Annotated in this window: 21 protein-coding genes; 18 read left to right on the forward strand and 3 right to left on the reverse strand. The window is 43.5% G+C overall.

Annotated elements, in window-relative coordinates; all coding sequences use genetic code 11:
- Positions 1-50 precede the first annotated feature (50 nt).
- From P8F77_RS08850 to P8F77_RS08860, 3 genes are all read left to right on the forward strand, one after another.
- Positions 51-746 (forward strand): ABC transporter ATP-binding protein, encoded by a 696-nt coding sequence (locus P8F77_RS08850; protein WP_024727673.1) that lies wholly within the window; start codon positions 51-53, stop codon positions 744-746.
- Positions 733-3,219: an ABC transporter permease gene (locus P8F77_RS08855; RefSeq protein WP_287518429.1), complete on the forward strand. Its 2,487-nt coding sequence runs from the start codon at positions 733-735 to the stop codon at positions 3,217-3,219. Before P8F77_RS08850 ends, P8F77_RS08855 begins: the two co-directional genes overlap by 14 nt.
- Positions 3,220-3,368: 149 nt before the next feature.
- Positions 3,369-4,085: an N-acetylmannosamine-6-phosphate 2-epimerase gene (locus P8F77_RS08860; protein ID WP_287518426.1), complete on the forward strand. Its 717-nt coding sequence runs from the start codon at positions 3,369-3,371 to the stop codon at positions 4,083-4,085.
- A gap of 79 nt (positions 4,086-4,164) precedes the next feature.
- Here the strand turns inward: P8F77_RS08860 and P8F77_RS08865 are convergent, their stop codons facing one another.
- Together P8F77_RS08865 and P8F77_RS08870 are read right to left on the reverse strand one after the other, a co-directional pair.
- Complete coding sequence (locus P8F77_RS08865; RefSeq protein WP_287518424.1) at positions 4,165-5,136, reverse strand: serine hydrolase; 972 nt, start codon at positions 5,134-5,136, stop codon at positions 4,165-4,167.
- Positions 5,137-5,244: 108 nt separating this feature from the next.
- Positions 5,245-5,877 carry an HAD family hydrolase gene (locus tag P8F77_RS08870; RefSeq protein WP_287518421.1) on the reverse strand — a complete coding sequence of 211 codons (633 nt, stop codon included), beginning with the start codon at positions 5,875-5,877 and terminating at the stop codon, positions 5,245-5,247.
- Between the two features lie 172 nt (positions 5,878-6,049).
- Between P8F77_RS08870 and P8F77_RS08875 the strand changes: the two genes are divergently transcribed.
- The 14 genes from P8F77_RS08875 (at position 6,050) to P8F77_RS08940 (ending at position 19,826) form a co-directional block, all read left to right on the forward strand.
- On the forward strand, positions 6,050-6,811 hold the full coding sequence (locus P8F77_RS08875) for a DeoR/GlpR family DNA-binding transcription regulator (protein WP_287518418.1): 762 nt from the start codon (positions 6,050-6,052) through the stop codon (positions 6,809-6,811).
- 31 nt (positions 6,812-6,842) lie between these two features.
- Positions 6,843-7,235: a hypothetical protein gene (locus tag P8F77_RS08880; protein ID WP_287518416.1), complete on the forward strand. Its 393-nt coding sequence runs from the start codon at positions 6,843-6,845 to the stop codon at positions 7,233-7,235.
- Entirely contained in the window at positions 7,177-7,728 is a 552-nt protein-coding gene (locus P8F77_RS08885) for an iron-containing alcohol dehydrogenase (RefSeq protein ID WP_287518413.1), read from the forward strand. The genes P8F77_RS08880 and P8F77_RS08885 overlap by 59 nt, the downstream gene beginning before the upstream one ends.
- Complete coding sequence (locus P8F77_RS08890) at positions 7,716-7,901, forward strand: hypothetical protein (protein ID WP_287518411.1); 186 nt, start codon at positions 7,716-7,718, stop codon at positions 7,899-7,901. The genes P8F77_RS08885 and P8F77_RS08890 overlap by 13 nt, the downstream gene beginning before the upstream one ends.
- A 179-nt stretch (positions 7,902-8,080) precedes the next feature.
- Positions 8,081-8,554, forward strand: a complete 474-nt coding sequence (locus P8F77_RS08895) for an NAD(P)H-dependent oxidoreductase subunit E (RefSeq protein ID WP_009289728.1) — start codon at positions 8,081-8,083, stop codon at positions 8,552-8,554.
- Positions 8,555-10,444, forward strand: a complete 1,890-nt coding sequence (gene nuoF, locus P8F77_RS08900; RefSeq protein WP_287518405.1) for an NADH-quinone oxidoreductase subunit NuoF — start codon at positions 8,555-8,557, stop codon at positions 10,442-10,444. It begins immediately after the preceding gene.
- A gap of 12 nt (positions 10,445-10,456) precedes the next feature.
- The gene (locus P8F77_RS08905) at positions 10,457-12,142 is read left to right on the forward strand and encodes a [FeFe] hydrogenase, group A (RefSeq protein WP_287518403.1); all 1,686 of its coding nucleotides are present in this window, start codon (positions 10,457-10,459) and stop codon (positions 12,140-12,142) included.
- Between the two features lie 144 nt (positions 12,143-12,286).
- Entirely contained in the window at positions 12,287-13,576 is a 1,290-nt protein-coding gene (locus P8F77_RS08910) for a sn-glycerol-1-phosphate dehydrogenase (RefSeq protein WP_024727662.1), read from the forward strand.
- A gap of 294 nt (positions 13,577-13,870) precedes the next feature.
- On the forward strand, positions 13,871-14,542 hold the full coding sequence (locus tag P8F77_RS08915; RefSeq protein ID WP_024727661.1) for a class II aldolase/adducin family protein: 672 nt from the start codon (positions 13,871-13,873) through the stop codon (positions 14,540-14,542).
- A 2-nt stretch (positions 14,543-14,544) separates the two neighbouring features.
- Positions 14,545-15,588, forward strand: coding sequence for an alcohol dehydrogenase catalytic domain-containing protein (locus tag P8F77_RS08920; RefSeq protein WP_024727660.1), 1,044 nt, complete (start codon positions 14,545-14,547; stop codon positions 15,586-15,588).
- A gap of 12 nt (positions 15,589-15,600) precedes the next feature.
- Entirely contained in the window at positions 15,601-15,903 is a 303-nt protein-coding gene (locus P8F77_RS08925; protein WP_024727659.1) for a PTS sugar transporter subunit IIB, read from the forward strand.
- A gap of 35 nt (positions 15,904-15,938) precedes the next feature.
- Positions 15,939-17,198: a PTS transporter subunit IIC gene (locus P8F77_RS08930; RefSeq protein WP_024727658.1), complete on the forward strand. Its 1,260-nt coding sequence runs from the start codon at positions 15,939-15,941 to the stop codon at positions 17,196-17,198.
- A gap of 28 nt (positions 17,199-17,226) precedes the next feature.
- On the forward strand, positions 17,227-17,673 hold the full coding sequence (locus P8F77_RS08935) for a PTS sugar transporter subunit IIA (RefSeq protein ID WP_270432510.1): 447 nt from the start codon (positions 17,227-17,229) through the stop codon (positions 17,671-17,673).
- An 83-nt stretch (positions 17,674-17,756) separates the two neighbouring features.
- Entirely contained in the window at positions 17,757-19,826 is a 2,070-nt protein-coding gene (locus P8F77_RS08940; RefSeq protein ID WP_024727656.1) for a PTS sugar transporter subunit IIA, read from the forward strand.
- A 30-nt stretch (positions 19,827-19,856) separates the two neighbouring features.
- On the opposite strand, the gene P8F77_RS08945 is transcribed toward P8F77_RS08940, so the two are convergent.
- A complete protein-coding gene (locus P8F77_RS08945; RefSeq protein WP_051405214.1) occupies positions 19,857-20,201 on the reverse strand; it encodes a YmaF family protein in 345 nt (114 codons plus the stop codon).
- 392 nt (positions 20,202-20,593) lie between these two features.
- Between P8F77_RS08945 and P8F77_RS08950 the strand changes: the two genes are divergently transcribed.
- Positions 20,594-20,971 carry a BlaI/MecI/CopY family transcriptional regulator gene (locus P8F77_RS08950; RefSeq protein WP_024727655.1) on the forward strand — a complete coding sequence of 126 codons (378 nt, stop codon included), beginning with the start codon at positions 20,594-20,596 and terminating at the stop codon, positions 20,969-20,971.
- Positions 20,972-21,042 lie beyond the last annotated feature (71 nt).

Raw genomic sequence — 21,042 nt, forward strand, 5'->3', positions numbered from 1 at the left:
GTGATTTTTATGAGTTATGATTGCAGTATTAAAAGAAAGGAGATAAATCTATGGAATCATACATAGTAGAGACACGGGCATTAAAAAAATATTATCAGCTGGGGACGAACGTTGTGAAAGCACTGGACGGGGTAGACTTCAGGGTGAAAGACCAGGAATTTGTTTCTATCATCGGTAAATCGGGAAGCGGGAAGAGTACACTCCTTCATATGATCGGAGGGCTGGATGTGCCTACGGAAGGTGAGACGTATGTAGACGGAAAGAATCTTGCGGAAATGAACAGAGAACAGCTTGCGGTTTTCCGCAGAAGAAAAATCGGATTCATATTTCAGAATTATAATCTTGTCCCGGATTTAAACCTGTATGAAAATGTGACCCTGCCTATTGAACTGGATGGAGATTGTGTGGACAGAGAATTCATTGACGAGATCCTGAATCTTCTGAAACTGCAGGAGAAAAAAGAGGCGCTGCCCAGCACCTTGTCCGGAGGACAGCAGCAGAGGGCGGCCATTGCCAGAGCTATTGCATCAAAACCTTCGATTATTCTGGCTGATGAACCCACGGGGAATCTGGATACTGCTTCCAGCCATGATGTGCTGGGGCTTTTAAAGGCAGTAGCGGGCCGATTTAAACAGACCGTTGTGCTGATTACCCATGATCAGGATATTGCACAGCTTTCTGACCGGATCGTTCACATCGAGGACGGACGGATCGTGAGAGGAAGTGATGCGTATGTTGGAGAATAATAACCGGAAGATTATTACAAAGATGGCCATGTCTTCGCTGAAAGGAAACAAGCCTAAGTTTGCCGTGATGATCATCGCCGTCATGCTGTCTTCTTTTATGCTGTTCAGTGTGTTTACGGTCGGAAGCACTTATTTTAAAATGCAGCAGTTGCAGAATATTCATTTACACGGTGCAGATTTTGATGCAGTGCTACAGGGCGGCTATTCAGAGCAGCAGCTTAACCGGTGCAAAGGTAATCAGGACGTCAGAGTGGCAGGAGCAGGAGGATATGCAGGAGCCGCAGTGAAAACAGACGCAGATGATACACTACATACTGGAATGATCTGGTGTGATGAGACTTATTGGGGTGTCATGATGAAGCCTGCCAGAAAGCGGGTAAGAGGCTATTATCCGAAAAAGGAAAATGAACTGATGGTCACGAAAGCAGCCCTGAAGGACTGCGGGAAAGAAAATCTGGATGTTGGAGATACCTTTGATCTGACTTATACAGACCAGAACGGTACTCACACGAAAAACTTTCTTATTTCCGGAATATGGGAAGGATACGGCGAGCAGCAGCTGTTCTATGTATCAGAAGCATTTTATAAAAAGACCGGATATCAGCTGAATAATATGGGTGTGCTGCATGTAAAATTTAAAAATAAAATACTGACAGAAGATCAGAGGACGAAGTTTCAGGAGAGTATTCGTCTGAATAAGCGGCAGAATTTTCAATTTACAGGAGAAACAGAGAAGTCCGCAGGTATCTTTGCGGGAATGGCAGGTCTGGTCCTGGTCACCTGCCTGAGTGCCTATCTGCTGATCTATAATATTTTGTATCTGTCCGTTTCGGGGAATATCCGTTACTATGGGCTGATGCAGACCGTGGGAATGTCCTCAAGGCAGATCCGCCGATTTATGAAAACACAGATGATGCTTATAGGAACAGCCGGGGTGGGCGGAGGAATCCTGTTCGGTTTTTTTACATCCTTTCTGGTGATCCCGAAGATTGTGCGAACTCTCGGCATCAGGGAAAGCGCAATCCCTGTCACATTTCATCCGGCAGTCTTTTTTATTACTATTTCTATTGCGGGACTGACCGTCTATTTCGGAAGCAGAAAGCCAATAAAGACGGCAGCTTCCGTTACACCTGTGGAAGCGCTGAATTATCGTCTTACATCTGCAAAAAAGAAGGCGCATAAAACCAGAAACGGCAGTCTTTTATGGAGAATAGCTGCAGATCAGTTTTTTAAGGATAAGAAAAAAACAGGAATTTCAGTGCTCTCCCTTGCTGCCAGTCTGTCTATGTTTTTGTGTCTGATCACGATCATTCAAAGTCACGGAGCCAGAACGATCATGTCAAACTATATGGATACGGATTTAGTAGTCAGCAATGATTCTCTGATGAAAGAGGAAGATGAAAAATGGAAACCAATTCTTAAACCTTCTTTGGTAAAAGAATTGAAAAAGAGCAAAGATATCCGGGAAGTACACCCGCTGCTCTGCGCAAAGATCATCGTCCCATGGGAGCCGGAATTTTCAGATGTGTGGATGAGAGAGTTTTATGAAAGGTGGATGTATACGCCTTATAAAGACGATATCAACGATTATAAAAAGCACCCGGAGAAATATTATTCTGTCATGCAGGGGATTGATAAAAAGGAATTTGAGTACTTAAATAAGAGTCTCATACACCCGGTAGATCAGAAACTTTTTGAAAGCGGAAAGATCTGCATCATTTATGGGCCGGGCATGGAGCTTTCCGGTGAGATTGATAAAAAAGCAAGGGTAAAATTCTATCTGTCAGAAAATAAAAACAAAAAGTTCCAGCCGAGAATTGCCGGCATGACCGATGACAGTTATTACGGCAGAACTTCGGGAAAGGGACCGGCAGTCATCGTCAGTGAATCATTTATGAAGAAGTACGTCATGAATCCGTATATTTCAAAACTGAATATCCGGTATACAAAGGAATATGACGATGAAACAGAAGACAGGATCAGAAAAAACCTGAGTCAAAGTACCTTTGCCAAAGATGTGTCTTATGAATCCAAGATCGACAGCATGAAAGATATTCAAAAGGCCCAGGGAAATATGACCGGAGTCGGTGTGGGAATTGCCCTTCTCCTTGCACTGATCGGACTGATGAATTATATTAATACGGTGTTTGGAAATATCCAGAACCGGCAGGTATCTCTGGCTGTCATGGAAAGTGTGGGAATGACCGAAAAACAGGTGAAAAAGCTTCTGGTCAGGGAGGGGCTGCTGTTTGCGGCAGCTTCTCTGTCATTGACGGCAACGGCTGGCCTTTTTATTACTTATCAGTACTATCAGACGATGAATTACATGAACATTCCATTTCAAATCCCGGTTGTTCCGGTTTTGGCCGCCGTTTCGTCATCCGCGGCAGTATGCATTGGGATTCCTCTGGCTGCATATCGGATCATTCGGGGAAAGACGCCGGTGGCAGAAAGGATACGTGGATTTGACTGATGAAAAGGAAAAAGCCAGAAGAAAAGATGAAGGCCACGAAAGAATTCTGCCGCACTGGATAGATCAGGTGTCAGATTGCATATTTTATGTTATGATAAAAGATAGTAAAAAACGTACAAGGCAATATAGACATAAAAGGAGATGGAATCATGAATACAACAGATGCAGAAAAAAGAAAAATACTGGATTCTATGAAAGGTCTGATCGTATCCTGCCAGGTAGTGCCTGAAGATCCGATTTATACAGACGATATGGTAGTCAAGATGGCAGAGGCCGCACAATGGGCCGGGGCAGTCGGAATCCGGGCCAATTCTCCGGAGCAGATCCGGGCTATTAAAAAGGCAGTGGATCTGCCGCTGATCGGTTTGTATAAGATCAGAAGAGGAGACGAAGAAGTTTTTATCACACCGACACTGGAGGCCGCAAAGCAGGTCTGGGAAGCCGGGGCAGAGATCATTGCCATGGACTGTACGGACCGGATCACAAAAGAAGGCCGCCGTGCATGGGAACTTGTAGCGGATGTAAAAAGGGAAATACCTGAGGCTATGATTTTTGCCGATGTCTCTAATTATGAAGAGGCGAAAAGGGCGGCCGAATTGGGTGTGGATATCGTGGCACCTACCCTGTTTGGATATACAGAGGCTACAAAACATTTTGAAACCCAGGATATGAGGGCATTCGCAAAAATGTGCCGGGATCTTGGCGACGATGTGTATATGATGATGGAAGGGCATATCAATACTCCGGAAGAAGCAGTGAAATGCCTGTATCTGGGGGCACATGCAGTGGTTGTCGGAAGTGCTATCACAAGGCCGCATCTGACGGCCAAGAGATTTGCGGATCTGATCTCAGGGTATCGGGAATAATTTATGACGGGAAGCCTGCTCATGGAAATTCAACAAAAATTCCATGGGTAGGCTGTTTTTGAATGTTTAGAAATAAGTTTTACTGAAATTTCGGTTCTATATAGTTCTGAATAAAGTCTATTCGATCCTTCGCTCTGGGTTTAAATAGGGAAGCGATGGCTACGGTCAGGTTTTTCTTTCTGTTGACGTAGATTACATTTCCACCGTCTCCCATTGCCGCAAAGCCATCTTCGTGGAGCCACCATAAATACCCGTAAGCAAGGTTCTCCTTAATCCAGCGGCTGTGCTCTTTCGTGCTCTCGCTGATCCATTCTGTTGAAACAATAGGTTTCCCGTTCCACAGTCCGCCATTTAGATATAACTGACCCAGTTTTGCCATATCCGCAGCCGAGAGGGTAAGGCCCCAGCCTCCTGTGTTTGTACCGGACGGGTCAGAGACCCAGCCGCTGATATCCGTGGCTTTGTTAAATGCCAGCTGTTCTTCCTTGGAATGAAATACGATGCTGCGTTCTGCGGTAATTTTAAGCGGTATGAATAAATTTTCCCGGGCAAAATCAAATACAGACTGGCCGGCAGCTTGTTTTAAAATACCTGTCAAAAGATCCGGTCCTATCAGGGGAGCATATCTGAATTGGCCTGGTTTCCCTCTGCCTCCCAGTAAATCAAGCGTAAACTTTACCATGTCATCGCTGGTGAAGTATTTGATGTAGGGGGCAAATTTGTATTTGTACGGTGCTGTCATAGTCAGCAAATGTTTCAGTGTTATATTCTGTATGGTTTTTTCTCTCTGTTTTGGGACGTAGTCAGGGAAAAAATCCAAAACCTTCTGGTCAATGTCTGTGATAAAACCTTTGTCCATAGCGATTCCGATTAAAATAGAGACAATGCTCTTTGTAACAGAATATATATGAACGCAGCTTTCGGCGGTACAGCCGTTAAAGTACTGCTCATACTGGATTTCACCGTCCTTTAGTACGACGATGCCTGCTGTATTGCCATAGTATTTGCTGATGATCGCTTCAAGTTCTTTCATGTCTTGCTGGGTTGTCATAATTTCTCCTTTCATCCATTGGTTTATGTGATAAAGGATATCCTTATTAATAAGCATAAGTTCATTAAAAATTGTTTGCAACCCCTAATTTTAAAAAATTAAGAAATTTCATATATCCAGTAATCTATGCAATTCTGTGAAATCGTCAATAGAATATTCGGGGTTATCCACATGACCAAAACCATAGGATGCCCATACAAAAGCTGTTCCGGCTTTTTTTGCGCTTTCGGCATCTCCTTTTGTATCCCCTATATATACAGGAGATTTCAGCCGGCTGCGCTCCATGACAAGCTTTATGTTCTTATCTTTCGGCAATCCGGTGTGACCCTGTTCTTCATAGTCCGTGATCCAGGGGGACAGCTTGTTTCTTCTCATAAACGCACGGACATAACCGCTGGGGCAGTTGCTCACAATAAACAGAGGATACTGCTGTGCAAGTTTTTTAATCGTAGCTTTTACTCCGGGATAAGTCCGGTCGGTGTGTAAGGATTCAATAAGCTGTATCTGACGGTTTCCGCAGTCCTCCATGAGTTTGTACCGCTCTTGTGGCGGCAGGTGGGGCATAAACAGATCGGCCACTTCATTTGGAGGAGTTCCGAATACGGGAGTCAGATTCTCAGGTGTAAAGTTTATTTCGGGATGGCCCTGATTGTGGACCTCTCTGGTGAGTGCCAAAGCAATCTCATCTCTCACGTCCCACAGTGTTCCGTCAATATCAAAAATAATGCCGTCGATTTTCATGTATCAGATTCCTTTCTGTTCATTTTTTCAAAGTTATGATGTTATTCTATATTATTTTCGGAAATTATCAATATTTGATCGAAATATTGAGTTTTGAAACTAAAATCGCCCATTCTGTGATTGAATACAATCATGATTTTTTGTATAATTGACAGTAATAAGGAGGAATCTTATGAGTTTTGAAGACCGTGAAAGGAAAATTATCCAGTTAGTAAAAGAGCGAAATTATATTTCAGTCAAAGAACTGACAAAACTTTTGTATGTCAGTGAGCCGACGATCCGCAGAGACTTGACGTTGCTGGATAAGAAGGGGCTGCTGAAGCGAAACCGGGGCGGCGCCTCTTATGTAAGCAGGCAGCAGACACAATACCCACAGGCATTCCGCCACGATGAAAATATACAGGAGAAAAAATATATCGCGAGGCTTGCGTCACAGTTTGTACAAAACGGGGACTCTGTTTTTATGGATGCCAGCAGTTCCTGTTTTTATCTGGCTCAATATATCAAGCGGGATAAAAAGCTGAATGTCATGACACATGGCTTTGCCACAGCAAAGGAATTGGCAAAATCATCAAACATAAATGTAGAGGTTGTATGCGGAAGATATGATATTTTCAATGATGCAGTCTACGGTGCAGATGCCTGTAATTATGTGAGATCCCGCTATGCAGACATCTGCTTTATGTCGATGGGCGGCCTGGATGTTTCACAGGGGCTGACAAACTTATATTTAGAGGATGCGGAGATCACCAGGGTATATCATCAGCAGGCAAAAAAAACCATTTTATTAGCAGACCATACAAAAATAAATTGTAAATATTATATAAAAGTATTTGATCTGGCGGAGATCGACGTATTGATCACCGACCGTCCCCTGCCGGAAGAATTTGATACTTTTTGTTTTGATCATGATATAGATGTGATCTTTGAATAGTATGTGTTAAAATGTTTTTGAGGTAAGAACTATGCAGATGTCGAATCGGATTAAAGAAATAATAGAAGTGATTCTGAACAGCAAGGGTTATGTGACGGTTGGTGAAATCGCAAAGAATGCGCTGATGATCAATATTCTTCTGAATCATGCAGATGAAGCCACTCTCTATCAATGGCTGAGGAGAGAAGGGGATGCATCGAGAGTCTATACAGTTAAAAACAGTATTCTGGATTCCAAAATCCATACATTCATTGAATATGTGGAAGACCGCATGGGACTTCAGCTGATCCGGGACAAAGAATTAAAAGAAAGCCTTTATGTTCATATAGAGCGTGCTTTGACAAGAATCCGGGGTACCTCACGATGTGCCAACGAAGAGTACTCCTTTAGGTGTCATTCTTACTATTGCCGCAACAGGAAGTGAGGCGTCTAACAGTTGTGTTATCACAAAAGCAGACGAAAATTTAAAACGGTTCTGTGACAATGACATCAACCGTGCCAGATTTGCCATTGAAAATCCGGAACTTATGATGACCCTGCCTCCATTTCAGACGGCATGCGGCATCATTGACATCATGTCTCACTCATTTGAGAGATATTTTACTCCTGAAAAGGAAAATGACATACTGACGGACTATTTATGTGAGGCTATTTTCCACACATGTATGGACTGCGGACGGATTCTCATGAAAGATCCTGAGAACTATGAGGCAAGAGCCAGCATCATGGTGGCATCGACTCTTTCGCACAATGGTCTGACCGGTATGGGAAGAACCGGAGACTGGGCATCCCATTTCATCGAGCATGAATTATCCGGCGAATATCAGAGCGTAACTCACGGAGCAGGACTTGCGGTGATCACTCCTGCATGGATGAAATATGTGTATAAAGACAACATGGACAAATGTTCTTCTTAAGCCTCGGTGTTCCGACAAAATTAAGGGATGTTCCCGGAGTTGAGGATTTAGATGAAGAAGTGATGGAGCGCATGGCGAAACGTGTACGCGTTGTCCATGAGGACGGAAGCATCGGCTGGGTGCGCCGCTTAAGTACAGAAGATATTGTAGAAATATTTAAACTGGCGATGTAAAAAATAATGAAAGAAAGTCCCACAGTGAAAAAGACTGCTGTCTTTTATCACTGTGGGACTTTCTGCGGTTTGGTGAAAAGTTTTATACTTATTTTATTGATAATCAGTCAAAATTGACATATAATTAACGGTGATTGATAAAATTTTAACCAAAATGCACAATGTGAAGGAGGTATTTCATGTTAAACCAGGCCTACTATGACAAAACAGATGAGATCATAGCATCTCACGGGCTTACGCAGGCTGCTTTGATCCCGATCATCCAGGATATTCAGGCAGAATATCGCTATCTTCCGCCGGAGCTTTTAAGTTATGTGGCATCAAAGCTGTCCATTGACGAAGCCAAGGCGTACAGTGTTGCGACCTTTTATGAAAACTTTTCTTTTGAACCAAAAGGAAAATATATCATTAAAGTCTGCAACGGGACAGCCTGTCATGTCCGCAAATCAGTCTCCATTTTGGAACGTCTTTACAGTGAGTTGGGGCTCTCAGAGGAGAAAGCGACCACTGATGATATGATGTTCACGCTGGAGACCGTTTCCTGTCTTGGTGCCTGCGGGCTTGCACCAGTCCTCACCGTCAATGACAAAGTCTATCCGGCGATGACCCCGGATGCTGCTGCTGAACTGATCCGTGAACTGAGAGGAGCTTAAATGATGAAAAAAATTGAAAACAGAGAAGTTCTTGAACAGATCCGTCAAACTTCCAGGGAGCAGATGAACAAAAGCAAATGCCGGGTCCTGATCTGTGCAGGTACAGGCTGTCTTTCCGGCGGGTCAGGCGCCATCTATGACAGGATGTGTGAGTTAGTGGGGGAACATCCTGACGTAGAAGTCCATTTCGGACCGGAGATTGCACACGGAGACGGTGAGATCGGAGTGAAAAAAAGCGGATGCCATGGCTTCTGCGAGATGGGGCCTCTGATGAGGATCGAGCCTCAGGGAATCCTATATACAAAGGTGAAGCTTGAAGACTGTGAGGAGATTTTTCACAGGACGATTGAAAAGGGAGAACCGATCAGGCATCTGTTATTCAAGAGGGATGGAATTGAATATCAGAGGCAGGAAGAGATTCCCTTTTATAAAAAACAGACGAGAAACGTATTAAAAAACTGCGGGCATATTGACGCAGAACATATAGAGGAGTATTTATCCATCGGCGGATACGAGGCTCTGGAAAAAGCACTGTTTGACATGAAGCCGGAAGAGGTGGTCAGCGAAATATCAGAGTCGAATCTGAGAGGCCGGGGAGGCGGAGGTTTCCCAACAGGGTATAAGTGGTCCCAGGTAGCCGGACAGAAAGAGAAAATCCGCTATGTCGTATGTAACGGAGACGAGGGGGACCCGGGTGCATTTATGGACCGAAGCATCATGGAGGGAGATCCCCACAAGATGATCGAAGGAATCATGATCGCCGCCTATGCGGTAGGCGCCCGGGAAGGATATATTTATGTGCGGGCGGAATACCCCCTGGCAATCAGCCGTCTGAAACGGGCAATAGAACAGGCGGAAGAATGCGGACTTCTGGGAGAACATATTCTGGGAACTGATTTTTCTTTCCATTTACATATCAATAAAGGAGCAGGCGCTTTCGTGTGCGGAGAGGGAAGCGCACTGACGGCATCCATCGAGGGCAGCCGGGGGATGCCCCGGGTAAAACCGCCGAGAACCGTAGAACAGGGCCTGTTTGGAAAACCGACGGTGCTGAACAATGTAGAGACGTTCGCTAATGTTCCGATGATCATCACAGAAGGCGCCCAGTGGTTTAAAGGGATCGGCCCTGAGAAAAGCCCCGGAACCAAGGCGTTTGCCCTGACAGGCAGTGTCAATCACACAGGCCTGATCGAGGTGCCTATGGGAACGACGCTCCGGGAAGTGATCTATGATATCGGAGGAGGAATCAAGGGAGACGGAGAATTCAAGGCGGTACAGATCGGAGGACCGTCCGGCGGATGCCTCATCACACCGCACCTGGATGTGAATCTGGACTTTGACTCCCTGAAAAAGATGGGTGCCATGATCGGGTCCGGAGGCCTTGTTGTTATGGATGACAGCACCTGTATGGTGGAAGTGGCACGGTTCTTCATGAATTTTACCCAGAATGAAAGCTGCGGAAAATGTGTCCCGTGCAGAGAAGGAACCAAGCGGATGCTGGAGATTCTTGAGCGGATCGTGGAGGGAAAAGGAAAGCCTGAAGATCTGGACCTTCTGGAGGAGCTAGCCACGACGATCACAGAGACGGCACTCTGCGGATTGGGAAAAAGTGCTGCCCTCCCTGTCATGAGTACCCTTAAGCTGTTCCGCGATGAGTATGTGGAACATGTGGTCGACAAGAAGTGTGCTTCTCATAACTGCAGTGCCCTGAGAAGATTTATCATCAGCCCGGAACGCTGCAAAGGATGTTCCAAGTGTGCAAGGAACTGTCCGGCAGACGCCATCAGCGGACGGATCAAAGAACCGTATGTAATTGACAATAATAAATGCATTAAGTGCGGTGCATGTGAGAGTGCCTGTGCGTTTGGTGCGATCCATATTGAAGGGTAGGAGGAGAAGAACATGAGTTATATGACAATCAATAACAGAAGAGTAGAGTTCACAGATGAAAAAAATGTTTTGTCTGTCATCCGCAAATCCGGGATCGATCTTCCTACATTCTGCTATCATTCCGAACTTTCCACATACGGCGCATGCCGGATGTGTGTGGTGGAAGATGACCGGGGTAGGATCTTTGCATCCTGCTCTGAGACACCAAGAGACAAAATGGTGATCTATACAAATACACCGAGGCTTAAGCATCACAGAAAAATGATTATTGAACTTTTGCTGGCCTCCCACTGCAGAGACTGTACTACCTGTACGAAAAACGGTGTCTGTGTCCTGCAGAAATTATCCAGACGGCTGGGAATCAAGGAGGTGCGCTTTGAGAACAATAAAAAGCAGCTACCGAAGGATCTGTCTTCCGAATGTATCATCCGGGACCCTAACAAATGTATCCTATGCGGAGACTGCGTGAGGACCTGCGATGAAATTCAGGGCATGGGAATCCTGGACTTCGCATTCCGCGGATCAAAAATGCAGGTGACAACGGCTTTTAACAAAGACCTGGCACAAACGGACTGTGTGGGATGCGGACAGTGCCGTGCAGTCTGTCCTACCGGAGCCATTACGATCAAGCAGGACATTGAAAGAGTTTGGGAGGCGCTGTCTGATCCGAAAATACGGGTCGTTGTCCAGATTGCTCCTGCCGTGCGCGTAGCCGTGGGAGACAAGTTCGGAATCCCGAAAGGAGAAAATGTACTGGGGCGTCTTGTGGCCGCCCTTAGAAGGATCGGATTCGATGAAGTCTATGATACAAACTTCGGCGCAGACTTAACGGTCATGGAAGAATCCAAGGAACTGGTAGAACGGCTTGAATCCGGAGATAACCTTCCGTTATTCACCTCCTGCTGTCCAGCATGGGTGAAGTTCTGTGAGAACAGGTATCCACAGTTCAGGAAAAAAATTTCAACGTGCCGTTCTCCTCAGGAAATGTTCGGAGCGCTGATCAAAGAAGAGGCACGAATGGATGAGGCAGGCGACTCAAGGAAAACAGTGGTCGTATCCATCATGCCGTGTACCGCAAAAAAAGCAGAGATCACGAGGCCGGAACATTTCAATGAAGGGGAACAAAATGTAGATTATGTTCTGACAACGACCGAGGCATCCCGCATGATTCAGGAGTCAGGGATTGACCTTTCTCAGGTAGAGCCGGAGGCTTTGGATATGCCGTTTGGAATCTCCTCCGGAGCCGGAGCAATCTTCGGCGTGACCGGAGGAGTGACAGAGGCCGTCCTGCGCCGCCTGATGAACAGCGACCGGGCAGAAGATCTGGAGGCCATCAGCTTTACCGGTGTCCGGGGCGTGGACGGGATTAAGGAAGCTTCCGTCAAGCTGGGAGACAGGGACGTAAAGATCGCAGTGGTAAACGGCCTCAAATGTGCCTCCGAGGTACTGGATAAAATAGAGGCGGGAGAAATATACTACGACTTTGTGGAAGTCATGGCTTGCAAGAGAGGCTGCATTACCGGCGGCGGCCAGCCTGTGCCGATCGGACCGAGGACAAAGAAAGCCAGAGTAGAAGGGCTTTATAAGATTGATAAATTGGCCCAGATCAAGCTTTCCAGCCAGAATCCGATCGTGGCAACTGTTTATGACGGTATTCTGAAAGGAAAGGAACACAAGCTGCTTCATAATGAAAGATAGCTGAGACTGTCATTGTTCGTATCTTTCCTGCCTGGTAAAGTTTATGCAGGATGGACGGAAGCAAACTGGTCTTGAAGTAGTATCTTTGAAAAGATATCATAAAGGCAGAACAAGATATCTTTTTTAAGAGAGGAGCGGAATACTATGAATATAGATATGACAAAATTTTCTGGAAAATGCAGCTGCGGAAGGAATCATAAGCTGACCGTAAATGAGATCATCCTGGAGGAAGGTGCACTGCAGAGGATACCGGAGATACTTCAGAAAGATCCTTATATAGGGTATCATAGTTTTGCAATGGTCTGTGACGAGAATACATATGAGGCGGCAGGAAAAGAGGTTGAGGCACTTATCAAAGGAATTCAGATCATCAAATTGGAATCTGAAAATCTCCATGCAAATGAAGTCGGTGTCAATAAGGTACGGGAAGCATTGGAACAGATGAAGGAGACCGACTGTCTGGTCGCAGTCGGCTCCGGAACGATTCACGATCTGACAAGGTATCACGCCTATGAAAAAAAGATACCATTTATCTCCGTGCCCACGGCAGCCAGCGTAGACGGATATGTCTCTACCGTAGCCGCCATGTCCTGGTATGGATTTAAAAAAAGCATGATCGCTGTTTCTCCGATCCTTGTGATTGCTGACAGCCAAGTGATCGCTCAGGCACCGATGCGTCTGACAGCCTCTGGCGCAGGAGATCTGCTTGGAAAATATACGGCGCTGGCAGACTGGAAGATTACACATCTTTTGAATGGGGAATACATCTGTGACAGGATTTGCAGCATGGAGTATGAAGCACTTGATAATTTAAAGAATTCATTGGAAGGGCTGAAAAACGGCGAAATTGCAGCATATGAAGAACTAATGTACGGACTGCTGCTGTCAGGATTGGCTATGCAGATGACAGGAAATTCCCGTCCGGCCTCCGGCGCAGAACATCATATGGCTCATTTCTGGGAAATGGCAGTGATCAATGAGGAAATTAGCGCGTATCATGGAGAAAAAGTCGGAGTCGGGCTTATTCTGGCCGGCGGTATTTATCATAAGGCAGCATCATATTTGAAAAAAGGTGAATTTTGTATCAAAGATCATGTAGATGTAGAGACTGGTCTGATCGAGGTAACATTTAGAGACAGAGAACTGTGTGAGAGCATCAAAAAAACTAATGATCCGAACCTTTTGGACAGTATACATCCCGATCTATTGAGTGAAAAGACGAAAGAGATCATTAAAATCATCGAAGAGATCCCAGAAGCAGAGGAGATTGAGGATATGCTCCGAAAAGTCGGCGGAGTTAAAAGTCTTGAAGAGTTGGGCTTTGATCCGTCTATGAAAGAAAAAACGGCCAGAATTGCGCCGTATATCAGGGACCGTGTTACATACTTGAGGATACTGAAGTTTTATGATTTCTATGATCAGATAATAAAGTAAGTTTAAGTGGGGGCCGCAGTGATTGCGGCTCTTTTTTTATTTCATAGGAATGTTCTACGACCTTCCCTATGAAATAAAAAGCGCTCCGCCAGGATACACACAGACTTGCAAAGCTGGTTAGATTTTGAACAAAACCACGGCCCTGTTTTTTACCAGATAGTAAAAAATACTGTCATCCGTGAGGTAAGGCTTTTGTCTTGCTGGGGTAAAGTGTGAACGATATACTAAATTCATACCTGCAGGACAACAGTTACCGTAAACGTAAAAAGAGATCCATTTCATAAGGAGATTAAAATGGTGAACAAGGTGAACAGTATAAAAAAAGAGATAGTTTTATATGCAAAATTATTAGATTCCAAAGGGCTGGTCAATACACTTGAAGGAAATATTTCAATTCTGGACCGTGAAACCGGAGAATTATATATTACACCTTCAGGGACAAGAAAAGCCTTCCTTGATGAAGATATGGTGGCAGTTGTAAAGGACGGAGAACAGATCGGAGGAAGCGTCAGCCGCTCCAGTGAATATCTGCTCCATGAGGCCGCATTAAAAGCCAGACCTGACTGCAGCGCAGTTGCACATATCCATGCTCCTTACTTAACAGCATATGCGTACTGCAACAAAACCATCAGGTTAAAGTGTTCCACCACATTTTCTCTGGTGTTTGAAGAAATTCCCTGTCTGCCGTATGGAGAGGCGGGCACTGTACATATTGCAGACGGGATTGACGAGGCAATGAAAGAACATGATCTGGTCCTGTTGGGAAATCATGGATGTGTAGCGGTAGGCAATACGCTGGAAGACGCTGTAAAAATAATTGAGGCTGCAGAAGAAGTATTAAAAATTGCGAAAATTGCAGGCGAAGTCGGAACCATCACAGATATTCCGGATGATAAATTAGAATCCCTATTTGAACATCATCCCGGGAGCAGAAGAAACAGATTAAAAAACAGAAGGGAGATGTAAGGATGAAAGCAGCAGTGATGTACGGACCAAATGATATCAGAGTAGAGGAGGTTCAAAGGCCGGAGTGTCCGGCAGGCGGGCTTTTATTAAAGGTAAAAGCTATTGGGCTGTGTGGTTCAGATATTAGAAATTTAACAACAGATTCAAGAAAAGGAGATTATCCTCACATTTATGGACACGAGGTTGTCGGTGAAGTCGCAGAAGTTTCGCCGGAGGCTGATACATATGCAGTGGGAGACCGTCTCTATGTTTATCCTGTGGAACATTGTCTGAAATGTGAAGCGTGCAGGAGCGGCCACAGCGAAAATTGTGAAAATGCAGGAGATTACGCGAACCGTCAGGGAGGATTTGCAGATTATCTGCCGGTGCCGCCGGAGCAGCTTAATGCGGATGCCGTATATCCAATCCCGGACGGTGTTGACTATAAGAGCGCATCGCTGGGAGAACCATTATCATCTGTCTATGCATGCCAGGAGAATATAAATGTCACACTTGGAGACACGGTGGTGATCATTGGGGCCGGTCCAATCGGCTGTTTTCATTCACAATTAGCAAAGATCCGCGGGGCCGGAAAGGTAATCATGGTGGAGATTAATGATAAACGTTTAGAAACGGCAAAACAGTTCGGTGTAGACTATACAGTAAACAGTACAAAAGAAGATCCGGTTGAAGCTGTGAAAAGATTGACCGGCGGCAGAGGAGCGGAAAAAGTGATTTCAGCAAATCCGTCAACGGCTGCCCAGTCTCAGGCAGTTTTTATGGCAAAAAAAGGAGGGATCATCGTATTTTTCGGCGGAGTGGCCAAAGGTGCGGTGACAGAGATCGATTCAAACTATATCCACTATAACAGTCTGTGGATTTACGGACATTACGGAGCTAACAGCATGCAGGTACAGAAATCCTATGAGCTGGCAATCTCTGATGCATTTCCTACGGAAAAATTTATAACGCATGTACTGCCTTTAAGTGAGATACAAAAAGGTATTGAGTTAACAAAAACAGGAGAAGCGATCAAAGTTGTATTGCTTCCAAACGAAGAAGAATAGGAGACGAATGTTATGGCAAAAGAATTAAAAATATTAGTAGCATGCGGAAGCGGAGTGGCAACTTCCACCGTAGCACAGGAAGCTGTAAAGAAAATCTGCAGGGATGCAGGGATTCCCGCAAAGATCATTAAAAGTACGATGACAGAAATTCCGGCTAAACAGGCAGATGTAGATATTGTCATGGTGACAACAAACTACCGGCAGAAATTAGATAAACCGCTTATCAAAGTGTTTGGGCTGATCTCAGGGATCAATGAGGATAAGATCAGAGACGAAATCATAGATACATGTCACAGACTGCAGAATGAAAACTGATGATCATATTTTAGAAGAGATAGGAGGAAGAAGGTATGGACATTTTATTAAAAGCGGTGCAGGCTCTGTTAAATATGGGCGCTGTGGCATTGCTGCCGATCATGATCTGTATTTTAGGACTTGTGTTCCGAATGAAATTTGGGGCATCGTTAAAAGCCGGATTAATGGTAGGAATCGGGTTTCAGGGATTAAGTTTAACAGTAGGGCTGCTGACGACAACAATTCAGCCAATCACGGAATATTATCAAAAAATGGGAAGCGGTTTTACTGCTGCGGATATTGGATTTGCAGCGGTGGGAGGTGCGTCGTGGACAGTGCCGTTTGCACCGATCGCAGTGCCGCTCATTGTAATCGCAAACTTTATTCTGCTTAGAGCCGGACTGACCAAAGTGCTGAATGTAGATATATGGAATTATATTCATTTCCTGATCCCCGGAGCATTGGCATACGCATTATGGGGAAATGCACTCCTGGGACTTGCCATCACGGTGGGCCTTTCCATAGCTGCACTATATGCAGGCCAGGCAATCGCACATCATTGGCAGGATTTTTTTGGACTTGACGGAACTACCTGTTCGACGCTGTCCTTTACTACATTTATGTATCCGCTGTCATGGGCTGTTAATAAGCTGGTCGACCATATACCCGGGATCAAAGATATTGATATTGATATGAAGAAGCTGGAAGAAAAATTAGGGTTCTTCGGTGATCCTGCTTTTGTAGGATTGATCGTAGGCATCTTTTTGGGACTGCTTACAAGACAGGCGCCGACAACAGTCTTTGGAATCGGTATGGGGATTGCGAGCGTTCTGATCTTGATCCCAAGAATGGTATCAATTATGATGGAGGGACTTACACCGATCGGAAATGCGGCGAGTGCATATATGAAAAAGCATATGGGTGAAGATGCAGAATTATTTATCGGCATGGATGTGGCTTTAGGGCTGGGTGATCCGGCATGCATTACATGTACCGCTATCTGTATTCCGATTACGATTTTATTTGCATTTATTATTCCGAACATGGTGTACTTCCCTATTGGCTTACTGGGAATCGTATGCTACACAACAGTTATGTGTGTGCTGGCCAGCAAAGGAAATCTGCTCAGAAGTCTGATATGTTCAATTACATCTATGTTTTTGATCACATTCTTTGTCAATATGTTTGTGCCGGAGTGCACAAAGATGCTCTCTGTGACAGGACTGAAGATACAGGGGCTTGTAGCAGACGGTTCATTTGGCTATAACCTGGGTACTGTGATCATCTGCTTTATCAGTAAATTATTTGGAATGTAGAGACGGAAAAAACAAAGGAGTGACCGCAGTGAGTTCAAAAAATATATACTTGGCGACAGAAGGAAGTGCAAAAGACTGGGAAGAAGCGATATGGCTTTGTGGAAAATGTATGATGGAGAATGGAAGTGTCAGCAGATCATTTACAGATTCCTGCATTGAAAGAGAGAAAGAGTATCCGACAGGTCTGCCGGCCGGCATACCGGTGGCTATCCCGCACAGTAAGGCGGAGGGGATTAAGGAAAACTGTATCTGCTTTTTGAGATTAGATAAACCGGTCCGGTTTTACCGGATGGATGACAGCGAAGAGTATATTGATACGAGATTAGTGTTTAATCTGGCAATCAAAGGAGCAGATGATCATTTAGAGTTTCTCCAGAAATTAATGCAGTTTGTACTGGATGAAGGCAGCCTGGAAAAATGCAGCACCATGAAGCTGGAAGATATTACGAAATTTCTGGAGACAAAATTAGGATAAACTTAAAAAGGAAAATGACATTATAGAAAGACATGATCTATAATGTCTCTTTCTTTTCTTTTAAATTAGGAAAGTGATATGTGATGAAACGACGAAGCACTGAGATTATGCAGGGAATTTTGAAGTCCAAAGAAGACGATGTATCGGCAAAGCAGTTTATGTCCCGGTATGATATCTCCAGGAGAACATTGAAGAATGATATCAATGAGATCAATGATTTTCTTAAGACAATCTCAATGGGAGAAATTTTCATAACAGAGGACGGAAATCTGAAGATCGGAGGACTGTTCGACAGAGAAAAAATTGAAGAGCATTTATATCAGATGGATATGTACATGTATAAGCTGTCACCGGAAGAGCGGCAGATTTATATTATGCTTGAATTAATCGCAAATCCCCATTATACAACGATGCACCGGTTTGCAGAGGAACTTTTTGTAAGCCGTATAACAATTATGAGCGATGTTGACGCAATGAAACAGATTTTAAGAAACAGCGATGCAGAACTCATCCTGGACAGTGGAAAAGGAATTAAATTATCATGCAGCTATGAGGCATCTTTGGAGCTGCTTGTCTCACTATACAAAAAAATTGCGGTCAACATTAAAAATGATGGATTTTTTCAGAGAATGATGCTTAAGAAAATGAAAATTAAATATACGTTCTCTGAATTATTTTCCTATATGCAGGATTATATGAAAATAAACAATCTGGTTTTTATTGAAGACATCTTTTATGATATTGTCTTATATTTATTTACAGCCTTTAACTTTCGGGAACGGGATCATGACGAAGCAGACAAAGTGGTTACAGAAAGGATGAAATTAACAAATATTGATCATATGATGCTCTATGCAGGATATATGTTAGACGTTCCGGTTACAGAAAAAATGATCGACTGCTTCAGAGACTATATTGAGAAAAATAATTTATACTCGTTTGTAAAGACAGTAGACGAAGTTGAGCTTTATAAGGTCATCATGTTCTTTGTATCAAAAATTGATCAGGAGCTGCGTTTAGAATTGACCAATGATGACAAGCTGATTGATTCACTTTTGATGCATATTAAAAGCATGAAGGATTGGGGAAACTATGAAGTTGAAATTCCTAAAAATTATGACCTGCCTATGAACTATGAACTGCTGGAGACATTAGTAGAGAAATATTCTTATATTTTAGAATCCTTTTTATCTTATAAGCTGAGCAGCAACATGAAAAAATCAATCGTTATTCATATTTGTGTTGCTGTCATCCGAAACCGGAGATATTATATCCCGAAACTTTCCATTGTGATCGTATGTCCGGGAAGTATGGCTACCGGAAAATATCTGGAAGCACAAATCAAGAACTATTTTGATTTTGAAATTGTAGGAGTGCTTGCGGCAGGTGAAGTCATCGGTGAGCTGGAACAGATGGAGAGGAAGATTGATTTTATCTTATCGACGGTACATATTGAAGCAGACGAGTATAAGGTAATTACAGTCAATCCTTTTTTGACTATGAGAGATTTGAATCTGATCCAAAAGGAAGTGTTTCAAAGCCAGAAACAAATTAATCTGCCAATAGAAAAGAAAAAGAAAAAATTACTGGGGGATCTTCAGGATTTAATGGATGATGATAAATTATCAGCGGAAACTTACGATAAGATTGAAGCAATCCTTATGGAGATGAAAAAACCTCTAAAAAAAGAAAATGCTATGGCAGAACTTTTGAAAAAAGACTTCATTGCCATCAAAACGGCTTCCTGTCATTGGAAGGAGGCAATCAAACGTTCGGCTGAACCGCTTGAGCAATTTGGGTATATAGAACAAAGGTATGCGGAAGAAGCAATACAAAAGGTAGAAGAGTACGGAGACTATATTGTGGTAAGCCGGGGGGTTGCATTGGCTCATGCAGGAAAAGATTCCGGTGTTATAAAGGATGGATTAAGTCTGCTGGTCTGTAAGGACGGAATATCATTTCAAAAGGATAAAGCTAAGGTGAATCTTATCTTTTGTTTTGCATGCACAGGCGAGAAGGAGTATCTGGATCTGATAAAAGAAATCGTGGCTGTGGGAAAGGAACAAAATCGGCTGAAAATGATTTTAAACTGCAATACAGCACAAGAAATATATGATACATTAATTTTTGATGAAAAGAGAAAAAGATCTTAAGAATCCCCGGCTGTTACGCCGGGGAAAAAGTTATTCACAAACAGGGTCTTCTATTAGAGTGGCAACGACAAATTCATGTTTGTGCCCTGCGTCAGTAGAGGTGCATCCTGCAACAAAATGCACATGGCGGCCGCAGCCTACATCAATGGCCGGACCGGATGTTCCGCAGAATTCGTGATGATGTCCATCACAGGAATCCGTGGTAAATTTGATTTCATGAACATGGCTTCCATCGCATGGAATGGCATTGCTTGATACCGTAGCAAATCTGTGATTATGCGCGTAATCACAGCATCCTGCAATTTTGGTGCTGCCTAACACTTCATGGTTATGCTGTTTTGGGGTACAAGGTTTGCTATTTATATTTTGGCTCATAATTACTTCCTTTCAGTTATTGATTATAGTTACAATCATATAATATGCACAATCGACAAAAAGGGAATGAATATACTGGAAATAAAAAAAGAAAATTCCTTCTAAATAATGAAGTCAAAGATTAATTCTACGGAGTGCTGATTGTGTTTTCATAAGTCTTTTTTTTGATTAATTACCGAGGTGAAATCACATGGACAATCAGAACTTTTGAGGAATAAGCAAAAAACTGGTCAAATGCCAAAAAAAGAAAAACGCAGAAAAAAACTGTGTTTTCTCTTTTTTTGGCATTTTTTTTGAAGTATCTGCATTTAAAACTTGAAAACCAGGAAATAATATGATATAATTTACAAAATAAAGTTAATTGATTAAATGAATAATAAGGAGAGGCGCCGATGATAGACAGAGATTTGACAAACCGGGAAAAACTGATTATGAAATGTGTGTGGGCCGAGAATCAGGAGATTTCCATCCAGGATCTTCAGGATAAACTGAAAGAAATGTTTGACTGGGATGCAAAAAGATCAACGGTCCGTACGTTTTTAACAAGCATCGAAGGAAAAGGATTCGTTAAAATTGAGAGAAGAGGAAGATTTTCTTATCTCAAACCTTTGGTCGACGAAAAAAAATACAAAAGAGAACAGGTACAGAAAATGATTGATTTTTGGTACGGGGGTTCTAAAGTAGCACTGATAAAAACTCTAAATGGAGGTAAACTGCCCAAGGAGAAAGAAGAGTATCTTCGAAAAGTATTTAATGAGCCGGAAGAATAAAAACTGCAGGAAGATTCTTTCTGTACATCAATCAGTATTGTCATATGATGATTTAGACTATGAGCCAGATA

This window comes from Anaerostipes sp. PC18 (genome assembly GCF_039789045.1).
Lineage (GTDB): Bacteria > Bacillota > Clostridia > Lachnospirales > Lachnospiraceae > Anaerostipes > Anaerostipes hominis.

What these genes read in the sequence shown, in the direction of transcription:
- P8F77_RS08850 (WP_024727673.1), top strand. Translation starts at nt 51, where the DNA reads ATGGAATCATACATAGTAGAGACACGGGCATTAAAAAAATATTATCAG.
- P8F77_RS08855 (WP_287518429.1), top strand. Translation starts at nt 733, where the DNA reads ATGTTGGAGAATAATAACCGGAAGATTATTACAAAGATGGCCATGTCT.
- P8F77_RS08860 (WP_287518426.1), top strand. Translation starts at nt 3,369, where the DNA reads ATGAATACAACAGATGCAGAAAAAAGAAAAATACTGGATTCTATGAAA.
- P8F77_RS08865 (WP_287518424.1), bottom strand. Translation starts at nt 5,136, where the DNA reads ATGACAACCCAGCAAGACATGAAAGAACTTGAAGCGATCATCAGCAAA.
- P8F77_RS08870 (WP_287518421.1), bottom strand. Translation starts at nt 5,877, where the DNA reads ATGAAAATCGACGGCATTATTTTTGATATTGACGGAACACTGTGGGAC.
- P8F77_RS08875 (WP_287518418.1), top strand. Translation starts at nt 6,050, where the DNA reads ATGAGTTTTGAAGACCGTGAAAGGAAAATTATCCAGTTAGTAAAAGAG.
- P8F77_RS08880 (WP_287518416.1), top strand. Translation starts at nt 6,843, where the DNA reads ATGCAGATGTCGAATCGGATTAAAGAAATAATAGAAGTGATTCTGAAC.
- P8F77_RS08890 (WP_287518411.1), top strand. Translation starts at nt 7,716, where the DNA reads ATGTTCTTCTTAAGCCTCGGTGTTCCGACAAAATTAAGGGATGTTCCC.
- P8F77_RS08895 (WP_009289728.1), top strand. Translation starts at nt 8,081, where the DNA reads ATGTTAAACCAGGCCTACTATGACAAAACAGATGAGATCATAGCATCT.
- nuoF (WP_287518405.1), top strand. Translation starts at nt 8,555, where the DNA reads ATGATGAAAAAAATTGAAAACAGAGAAGTTCTTGAACAGATCCGTCAA.
- P8F77_RS08905 (WP_287518403.1), top strand. Translation starts at nt 10,457, where the DNA reads ATGAGTTATATGACAATCAATAACAGAAGAGTAGAGTTCACAGATGAA.
- P8F77_RS08910 (WP_024727662.1), top strand. Translation starts at nt 12,287, where the DNA reads ATGAATATAGATATGACAAAATTTTCTGGAAAATGCAGCTGCGGAAGG.
- P8F77_RS08915 (WP_024727661.1), top strand. Translation starts at nt 13,871, where the DNA reads ATGGTGAACAAGGTGAACAGTATAAAAAAAGAGATAGTTTTATATGCA.
- P8F77_RS08920 (WP_024727660.1), top strand. Translation starts at nt 14,545, where the DNA reads ATGAAAGCAGCAGTGATGTACGGACCAAATGATATCAGAGTAGAGGAG.
- P8F77_RS08925 (WP_024727659.1), top strand. Translation starts at nt 15,601, where the DNA reads ATGGCAAAAGAATTAAAAATATTAGTAGCATGCGGAAGCGGAGTGGCA.
- P8F77_RS08930 (WP_024727658.1), top strand. Translation starts at nt 15,939, where the DNA reads ATGGACATTTTATTAAAAGCGGTGCAGGCTCTGTTAAATATGGGCGCT.
- P8F77_RS08940 (WP_024727656.1), top strand. Translation starts at nt 17,757, where the DNA reads ATGAAACGACGAAGCACTGAGATTATGCAGGGAATTTTGAAGTCCAAA.
- P8F77_RS08945 (WP_051405214.1), bottom strand. Translation starts at nt 20,201, where the DNA reads ATGAGCCAAAATATAAATAGCAAACCTTGTACCCCAAAACAGCATAAC.
- P8F77_RS08950 (WP_024727655.1), top strand. Translation starts at nt 20,594, where the DNA reads ATGATAGACAGAGATTTGACAAACCGGGAAAAACTGATTATGAAATGT.